This window comes from Tetzosporium hominis, assembly GCF_002265435.1.
Taxonomy (GTDB): domain Bacteria; phylum Bacillota; class Bacilli; order Bacillales_A; family Planococcaceae; genus Chryseomicrobium; species Chryseomicrobium hominis.
Genome location: NZ_NOKQ01000338.1, coordinates 1 through 264 on the forward strand (window position 1 = coordinate 1; position 264 = coordinate 264).

Annotated in this window: 1 protein-coding gene; it reads right to left on the reverse strand. The window is 42.8% G+C overall.

Translation table 11 applies throughout. The features are described from left to right. On the reverse strand, nt 1-264 hold a 264-nt coding region (locus CF394_RS14170), incomplete at its 5' end, for a CotH kinase family protein (RefSeq protein ID WP_207761739.1).

Genomic DNA, 264 nt, shown 5'->3' on the forward strand with positions numbered 1-264 from the left:
CTATAGTCTTGCTAAGTGTACTTGCAAAAAGTCCTGCCGCTCCTCAATTTCTCTAAGTATGTTTGTCTGCTCCTTTTCGAATTGCAAGGGGCTTTTTTTTATGAAAGGATCATCATAAGCTTTTTGACAAATGTCAAGATGCCATTCGCTGATGAAAGGAGACAATCGTTCAATGGTAAACGACCGGTTCAGCACGTTTTTCATTAACGTGTGATATTGAGACCGGAAGGCGGGAATGGCAAGAAGCCTTGACGAAAGCGTCCG